At 69.0% G+C, this 7,745-nt stretch carries 8 protein-coding genes; all 8 read right to left on the bottom strand.

The features are described 5' to 3' along the window. The coding region (locus tag VKH46_08310) for a hypothetical protein (GenBank protein ID HKB70830.1) at positions 1 to 520 on the bottom strand (520 nt) is incomplete at its 3' end. Between the two features lie 61 nt (positions 521 to 581). Continuing rightward, positions 582 to 1,301 (bottom strand): phosphoribosylformylglycinamidine synthase subunit PurQ, encoded by a 720-nt coding sequence (gene purQ / locus VKH46_08305; protein HKB70829.1) that lies wholly within the window; start codon positions 1,299 to 1,301, stop codon positions 582 to 584. 50 nt (positions 1,302 to 1,351) lie between these two features. After that, entirely contained in the window at positions 1,352 to 2,743 is a 1,392-nt protein-coding gene (locus VKH46_08300; protein ID HKB70828.1) for a hypothetical protein, read from the bottom strand. Positions 2,744 to 2,830: 87 nt separating this feature from the next. Beyond that, complete coding sequence (gene purS, locus VKH46_08295; GenBank protein ID HKB70827.1) at positions 2,831 to 3,067, bottom strand: phosphoribosylformylglycinamidine synthase subunit PurS; 237 nt, start codon at positions 3,065 to 3,067, stop codon at positions 2,831 to 2,833. Continuing rightward, a complete protein-coding gene (locus tag VKH46_08290; protein ID HKB70826.1) occupies positions 3,064 to 3,834 on the bottom strand; it encodes an MBL fold metallo-hydrolase in 771 nt (256 codons plus the stop codon). The genes purS and VKH46_08290 overlap by 4 nt, the downstream gene beginning before the upstream one ends. A gap of 414 nt (positions 3,835 to 4,248) precedes the next feature. Further along, positions 4,249 to 4,695, bottom strand: coding sequence for a dUTP diphosphatase (gene dut, locus VKH46_08285; GenBank protein HKB70825.1), 447 nt, complete (start codon positions 4,693 to 4,695; stop codon positions 4,249 to 4,251). Positions 4,696 to 5,375: 680 nt separating this feature from the next. Next, a complete protein-coding gene (locus VKH46_08280) occupies positions 5,376 to 6,647 on the bottom strand; it encodes a pitrilysin family protein (GenBank protein HKB70824.1) in 1,272 nt (423 codons plus the stop codon). Between the two features lie 77 nt (positions 6,648 to 6,724). Next, positions 6,725 to 7,579 carry a type II secretion system protein gene (locus VKH46_08275; GenBank protein HKB70823.1) on the bottom strand — a complete coding sequence of 285 codons (855 nt, stop codon included), beginning with the start codon at positions 7,577 to 7,579 and terminating at the stop codon, positions 6,725 to 6,727. Positions 7,580 to 7,745: the final 166 nt, after the last annotated feature.

The raw sequence follows: 7,745 nt of genomic DNA, 5'->3' as shown, positions 1-7,745 counted from the left end.
CGAAGTTGTACCGGAAGTCCTCCGACCCTCCCTGGTTGATCCCCTGGATCGACGCGGACTGACCCGCCGAGATCGAGAAATTCTTCGGCACGCCGGCGAAGAACAGCCCCTCCGTGTCGCCCAGCGCCGCGCCCGGCGCCTGGTCGTAGATCCGCTCGGCAACGAGGATCTCGCCGTCCGAGACGATCCGCGCCGCGCCGAGGGCGTTGGTCAGGCCGAGCTTCGACTGGACGACGTTCTCGTAGACCTTCGTCTCTCCCGGGGCGAGCGTGTCGGTGAACTTCGCGGGGTTGGGATTGGCCTGTCCCGCCTTCAGGAAATCGAAGGTGAAGTGAAGGGGGGCGGCCGTCAGGTTCGTCGCCCAGACGGTCGTGTAGAACTGCGCGCCGTCCTTCCCGGGGACCCTCCCCACCGCCGGCAGGAAACACTCGGTTGCCGCGAACCCGCCAAAAACGGAGGCGGAAAGACCCAGAGCGAGCACACCGGCGGCGAACCGGCCCAATCGCGGAGAACCGTGCATTTTGAACGCTCCTTTCGGGAGTGGCGAAAGCGAGGAGTCTAGCAGGTGAGCGGGAGGGTCTTCAGCGCGCCACGGCGAGAGCGGGCCGGGAGCCGGCGACCCACTCGACGCACGAGCGGAACATCGCGAGGCCAGCGGCGTTGCCGACGATCGCTTCCGAGCAGCGGTCGGGGTGCGGCATGAGCCCGACGACGTTGCCGCCTTCGTTGCAGATGCCGGCGATCGCCTCGTCGGAGCCGTTCGGATTGGACGCCTCGCTCCGCCGGCCGTCGGGCTCGACGTAGCGGAAGACGATCCGGTTCTCGCGCTCGAGCCGGGCGAGCTCCTCGGGAGGAGCGGTGTAGTTCCCTTCCCCGTGCCCGATCGGCATCCGGACGATCTCGCCCGGACGGTAAGCCGCCGTCCAGGGCGTGCGATTGTTCTCGCACGCCAGATGCACGTCCTGGCAGAGGTACCGGAGCGTCTTGTTGACGCGGAGCGCTCCGGGAAGGAGCCGCGCCTCGCAGAGGACCTGGAAGCCGTTGCAGATCCCGACGACGGGGCCGCCCCGGGCGGCGAACTCCGCGACCGGTCCCATCACGGGCGAGAAGCGCGCCATCGCCCCCGAGCGGAGGTAGTCGCCGTAGGCGAAGCCGCCCGGAAGGATCACCGCGTCGGGCGCCTTCAGGTCCGTCTCGTGATGCCAGACGTACTCGGCCTCGCACCCGAGGAGGTCGCGGACGATGTGGTGGCAGTCGTGCTCGCAGTTGCTGCCCGGAAAGACGACGATTGCGAATTTCATCGAGGCCACGATTTTATCAGAGCCGACGACGGCTCCTCCGGATGCGAATGTCAGGATCGGGGATCGACCTTTTCCACGGATGGCGCCGCCATCGGCGTCACGCACGGCCGTCCGGCGGTCGACGTGTCGCAGCCGGCGGGCGGCGGCGGCGGAGGCGGCGGCGGAGCGCCGGAGACGGAGACCGACACGGCGTTGCTCGTTCCGCTCGACGCCTGGGAAGTGCCGCAGTCCCTCGTCGCCCGGACTTCGAAGAGGAGTGTCGCGCCGGCTTCTTCCGGTTCGGCTGCGAGCGTGAGCGCGGTCGCGGAGGTCGTCTTGACTCCGCTCCATCCGAGACCGCCGCTGTCGGAGCGCAGCACCGAGTATTCCCCGGCCGACGCGCCCAACGTCGCGGTCCAGGAGAGCGTGAACGACTCTCCTGCGGCCACCGTCGTCGACGCGCTGCCGTCGACCGACAGCGCCGGAGCGGCGGGAGCGTCGCACGTCGAAGCCGCCGAAGGATCGAGGCGGCCGATCTTGTCGGCCGCGGACTCGGTGAACCAGATCTTCCCGTCCGGTCCGACCGCGACGCCCATCGGGTAGGCGCCCGAGGTGGGGAGAGCGAATGTCGCGATCCGGCTCCGGCTGTCGAGCCGCCCGATCGTCCCGTCGGAGGTCGCATACCAGACGTTGCCGGCGGCGTCGACGGCGGGGTCGCCCGGCGTGTAATCGGTGATTGGGTGGACGGCCGTGCCCGACGAGGAGATCCGAACCGCGGCTCCCCCCGAGCCCGGATTCGTCGTCAGCCAGAAACTTCCGTCGGGGGCGGACGCGATCCCTCCCGGATAGCCCGCGGCCGGAAGAACGGAGGTTTCCGTCCAGGCGCCGGCCGTCGTGATGCGTCCGGCGCGACCCGCGTACTGCTCGGCGAACCAGAGCGCGCCGTCGCTTCCCGCGACGATTCCGTTCGGGCCGGTGTGTGCCGAGAGAGCGAACTCGCGGACCTCTCCGCCGGTCGAGATGCGGCCGATCCGGTCCGCCTCCCGTTCCGTGAACCACACGGCCCCGTCCGCCCCCGCCGTGATGCCGAACGGAAGGCTCTTCGCCGTCGGGATCTCGAACTCGGAGATCTGTCCGGAGACCGTGATGCGCCCGATCCGGTTCCCGAAGAGCTCCGTGAACCAGAGGGCGCCGTCAGGCCCGGCGGCGATCCGCCACGGCGCGGACCCGGACGCCGGCAGTGGGTATTCGACGATCGAGCCGCCCGGCGTGATGCGCCCGATTTTTCCGGCGTCCGACTCCGTGAACCAGAGGTTCCCGTCCGGACCCGAGACGATCGAGCGCGGCGTCGCGCCAGCCGTGGGTAGCGGGAACTCCTCGATCGCTTGCGCGGACACAAAGCGCCCCGCGCCCAGCGCGGCGACCAGCGCGAGCATTGCGGGCATTCCGTATCTCTTCTCCATCGCGACTTTCCAATGAGGAGAAAAGCAAGATCAGAGCCAGCGGCACGGCCCTGAAAACAAAAGGCTTGGCTGGGAGGAGAGCGGGGGCTACCGGACGACGACGTCGAACCCCTCGATCACCGTGTTGGCGAGGAGCTCTTCGGCCATCTTCTTCGCTTCCGATTCCGCGGTCTGCCGGTCGGGGGAATCGATGTCGACGAAGAAGATCTTCCCGGCGCGGACGTCGACGACGGGGTGACCCAGCCGCTGCAGCGCTCCCGCGATCGCCTTTCCCTGCGGATCGAGGACGGATTCCTTCGGGTAGACGCGGACTTCGACTCTCATATCTCGATTGTGGCATATCCGCGGAGCTGGTCCGCGCATCCGAAGCGCGCCGCGCACTCCGCGCGGTCGAGGGTCTCGGAGAGGAGCGCCATGACGAGCGCGGGATCGTTGTTCTGGCGAGAGAGATGGAGCGCGACCACCTCGCGCAGCTGTGTCCCCGCCGCCCGACTCAGCGCCTCGGCCGACTGGCGGTTCGAGAGGTGTCCGAGGCCGCCGGCGATCCGCTTCTTCAGGCTCCAGTGGTACGACCCGTCGCGGAGCAGGTCCTCGTCGTGGTTGAACTCGAAGAGGAGCGCGCGCACGCCTCGGAGGAAGTCGACGAGCGCGTCGTCGCAGTGGCCGAGGTCGGTCGCGATCGCGCACGAGGATTGCGCGTCCTCGAAGCGGAAGGCGAGGGACTCGTTGGCGTCGTGCGGCGTGGCGAAGGCGCGGAAGCCGAGGTCGCCGACGCGGCCGTCGCGGTCCGCCGTGATCGCCACGTAGTGCGCGAAGAGCGATCCGTCGAGGCCGAGCGCCTCGGCGGTCCCGCGCGAGCAGAAGATCGGGATCCCGAAACGCTCGGCGAACTCGACGGCGCCGATCCGGTGGTCGCTGTGCTCGTGCGTGACGAACAGGGCGGAGATCGCCGCGGGATCGACGCCCGCGAGCGCGCATCGGTTCGCGAGCGCGCGCGGGCCGAAGCCGGCGTCGACGAGGACCGTCGTCGCGCCCGAGGAGACGAGCGCCGCGTTGCCGCCGGAGCCGGAACCGAGGACCGAGATTTTCATGCGCGGGCCGACGCGGGCGGCATCGAGGGATTGTAGCAGGGAGCTCGCGCCGCCGGCGAAGTTCGCAGGGCTGAGGAAGCGAGCGATGCATGCGGGTCCTGACGCGGTACGACCCGCCGGGACCGCCCGGCGCATTTCCGGTTCGTGCGACGAGAGCGGTGCGCGGCGGGCGGCTCCCGGCGGGACTCGCACCGCGCCGTCCGCAGCCGCTCGCGGCAAGGACGTCGAACTTCGGTCAGACGCTCGCTGGGGAGACTGGAGGAGGCGGCGCTGCGCGCCGCAGTTGTTCTGAGGCTCGCGCCGCCGGGGACCCAGAGGGGGAGCTCGAGGGGATTCTTTCCCTCGATTAGAACGTTCAGCCCGGCGGTCGACTCTCGCAGGAATCGATATGCGCCGAAGGCCGGGAACGATGGTTCAGGGGCCGGTCGAGCCGAACCCGCCCTCTCCGCGCGCCGACTCGGGCAGCTCGAAGACGGCTTCGAAGGCCGCGCGGAGGACCGGAGCGATGACGAGCTGGGCGATCCGGTCGCCGCGCCGGATCTTGAACGGCTCCGTTCCGAGATTCCCGAGGATGACCTTGACCTCTCCCCGGTAATCGGAATCGATCGTTCCCGGCGCGTTGACGCACGCGATGCCGTGCCGGAGAGCGATCCCCGAGCGCGCCCGCACCTGCCCTTCGTAGCCGCGGGGGATCGCGAGCGCGAGCCCGGTCGGGATCGCCTCGCGGGCCCCGGGCTCGAGAGTCACCGGATCTCCCACCGCGGCGTGGAGGTCGCACCCCGCCGCGCCTTCGGTCGCGTAGAGCGGAAGCGGAAGGCCTTCGCCGTGGGGGAGGACGCGGACGGAAACGGTGATCGGCATTGGTCGATTGTACTTAGAGTGCGCGCGGACCATACATCGAGCCGGTATCCAGCAGACGCCGCGTTGGCGGCGGATGCGTCGATCGCCGAGCACGCCAGTGCGACGGCACACGGCGCGTGCCGCCCGCGTCGCCCTGCGGCCTACGCCCGGGCAGGCCTCGGGACGCCGCGGGCGACCCGCATCCCGTCAGGCTCGCGTCTGGCCGCGCATCGGCGGGTCAACACTTGCGGTGATCAAGAACGTCTGACGAAACGGGTGTGATCGGTTGGTGCACGTCCGAGGCGCGGCCAGACGTGCGGGAAGACGGGTTCGGCGCGGCCGGCGGCCGTGGCGTACCGTGGCGTCGTCGAGCGCCGCCGGCCGGCGCTCCGCGTCCCGTATAACCGTGCGTATGGACGCGCCGCCTAAGTGCCCCTCCGCGGAAATACCGTGACATTTGTTCGGAGCGCCGCGGGGTAAGCTGCCAGTCGCCGCGATGATGGCGATGCGTTGCCATCGTCGAGTCGCGGCGGCGCCGCAGATTGCCCCGCGCCGCCCGAACCCGAAGGGCGCCAGCACATTGCGAACGATGGCGGCGTTGCGTCGCGGGCCCGATGCGAACGGCATCTGCTCCCGCGACGCGTCTGGCCCTCGTCCGCAAGCCGCAGGCGCAAATGGCACGCTATTTCCGCGGAGGGGCACTAAGCGACGGCGGCCGCTAAATCCCTACCCGAATACCGCAACTCCCCCACGTCGCCGACGATCGACAGCGACAGCGAATCGCCGGAGAAGGTCTCGCGCGTCACTTCCTCGACCTGGTCGAGCGTGACCGCTTCGATCCGGGAGAGCCATTCCTCGGGACGCTCGGCCCTCCCGAAGTAGAACTCCTGGCGCGCCTGCGCCGACATTCTCGACACCGTGGACTCGAGCGACAGCATGAGGTTCCCCTTGAGCAGCTCCTTGGCGCGGAGGATCTCGCGAGGCCGGGCGCCGTCCGACTTCAGCTTCCGGAGGACCGAGAGCGTCGTGTCGATCACCCGCGTCAGGTTCTTCGGCACGCAGGAAGCCTGGATCGTCTCGTATCCGCCGAGGCGATAGGCGTTCAACGACGAGTTGATCGAGTACACGAGTCCGCGCTTCTCGCGCACCTCCTGGAAAAGGCGCGACGACATGCCGCCGCCGAGCGCGATGTCGAGGAGATGGGCGGCGAAGCGGCGCGGCGACGACTGCGCCGGGCCCGACATCCCGAGGCAGACGTGGGCCTGCTCGAGGCCCGGCCGTCGCTCGATCGAGAAGTGCTGGAAGGGGCGCGGCCGGCGCCCCGAGGGGGGGAAGATCTCGCCGGCCGATCGCCGCGCGAAGAGCTTCTCGACGGCGCCGAGGACCTCCGACGCCCGGACGTGCCCGGCGATCGAGACGATGAGGTTCTGCGCGCCGTAGCGCTCCCGGTAGAACGAGTAGATGTCGGATTTCGTGATCCGGTTCACCGATTCGACCGTCCCGAGGATCGGCTCGCCGAGCGGATGGTTCCGCCAGAACGAGCGGACGAAGAGCTCGTGGGCGAGGTCGTCGGGCGTGTCGTTGCACTCCCCGATCTCCTCGAGGATCACGCCGCGCTCCCGCTCGATGTCCTCGGTGCCGAAGGCCGGCGAGAGCACGACGTCTCCCAGCAGGTCCAACGCGTCGTCGAACTTGGAGTCGAGAGTGTGCGCGTAGAAGGCGGTGTACTCCTTCGTGGTGAACGCGTCGGCGTCGCCGCCGAGCCCGTCGATCGCGCGGGCGATCGCGAGCGCCGACCGGCGCTTCGTCCGCTTGAAGAGAAGGTGCTCCAGGAAGTGCGAAAGGCCGCGTTTGTCCTCCGGCTCGTCGGCCGAGCCGGTCTTGCAGAAGAAGCCCACGGCGAGGGACCGCACGTCCCGCATCTCGTCGATGAGGACGGTCGCACGATTGGACAGCACGAACTTCTCGGTCATACCTCTCGGGATCTCCCTGCCCTATGGTAAACGGGCGGAAGCAAGGAACATTCCTCTTTCGGTAAGCGCCCTGTTTATTAGAAGTTGGGTCCAGTCGAGCCCGTTTTCGGTCCGGGAGACGGAATGCTCGTGTGCGGTTTTTGGGTGGGAATCCCGGGGAAGGGACTGGACGGCTGCATCCCGAGGATGTCCGGATCGTTGTTGGCGCCGGCGATGAACCCCCACTGGTCGTAGTACTCCATCCCGTGGAACGTCTGGAGTCCCTTCCGGTGGATTTTCGAATAGACGCCGAGGATCGGTGCGTTGCTTCCTTCCTTTTTCCCGCCGAAGTCGAGACCGCCCGCGGAATCTCCCCCCGATTCGGAATTTCCGGAGTCGCTTCCGGCTGCGGAATCTCCCGTCGAGCTCCCTCCGGGAGGCGGTGTCGTGTAGGTCGTCGGGAAGGGAGACCCGGGGCGGGTCTGGCCGGGAGGGCCGGGCGCCGGCTGCCCGGTCGTCGGTGTCGAACCCGGCGTCATCGAATCGCCCGCGGGGTTGGTCCCGGGCTTCGGAGGAGGCCACGGCTGCCCCACGCGGATCAGCCCCCAGTCGTCGCAGTTGCAGATCGGCTCCCGGTAGAGCTTGCGCGCCGACCGTGGCTTCGTCTTCATGAGCTCCTTCAGGTTCAGCGGATACCGTCCCTGCCGCTTCTGGAAGTTCAGGATCGCCTGCGCGTACTGCTTGCCGCGGAAGAGGAGCTCCTGCTCGCGGTCGCGCCGCATCATCATCGTGACGGAGGGCGACACGGCCAGGATCGCGATCGAGAGGAGCGTGATGAAGATCATGATCGCCACGAGCGTGTAGCCCCCGTCGCGGGAGCGGGCTCGGGGACCGGAGGCGCGTGACGACGGCGCGGCTCGCCGAACGAGCGGCTCGACCGCGCCCGCCGTCACCCCCTTCGCCTTCGCTCCCGCTCCCGCATCGCGGGACCTCCACTCGGTTACTTCGCGGAGGGTCCCTCGCGATGCGAAAGGCCCGAGGGGCCGACGGTGAAACGAACGCGCGCGCGACGCGTCGGCGCGGCAGGCCCCGGTGGAGAGGGGGAGCGGGCGATCCGGA

This window comes from Thermoanaerobaculia bacterium (genome assembly GCA_035260525.1).
Taxonomy (GTDB): domain Bacteria; phylum Acidobacteriota; class Thermoanaerobaculia; order UBA5066; family DATFVB01; genus DATFVB01.
The sequence above is the reverse complement of the archived record's forward strand: the minus strand, read 5'-3'. Positions and strand labels throughout refer to the sequence as shown.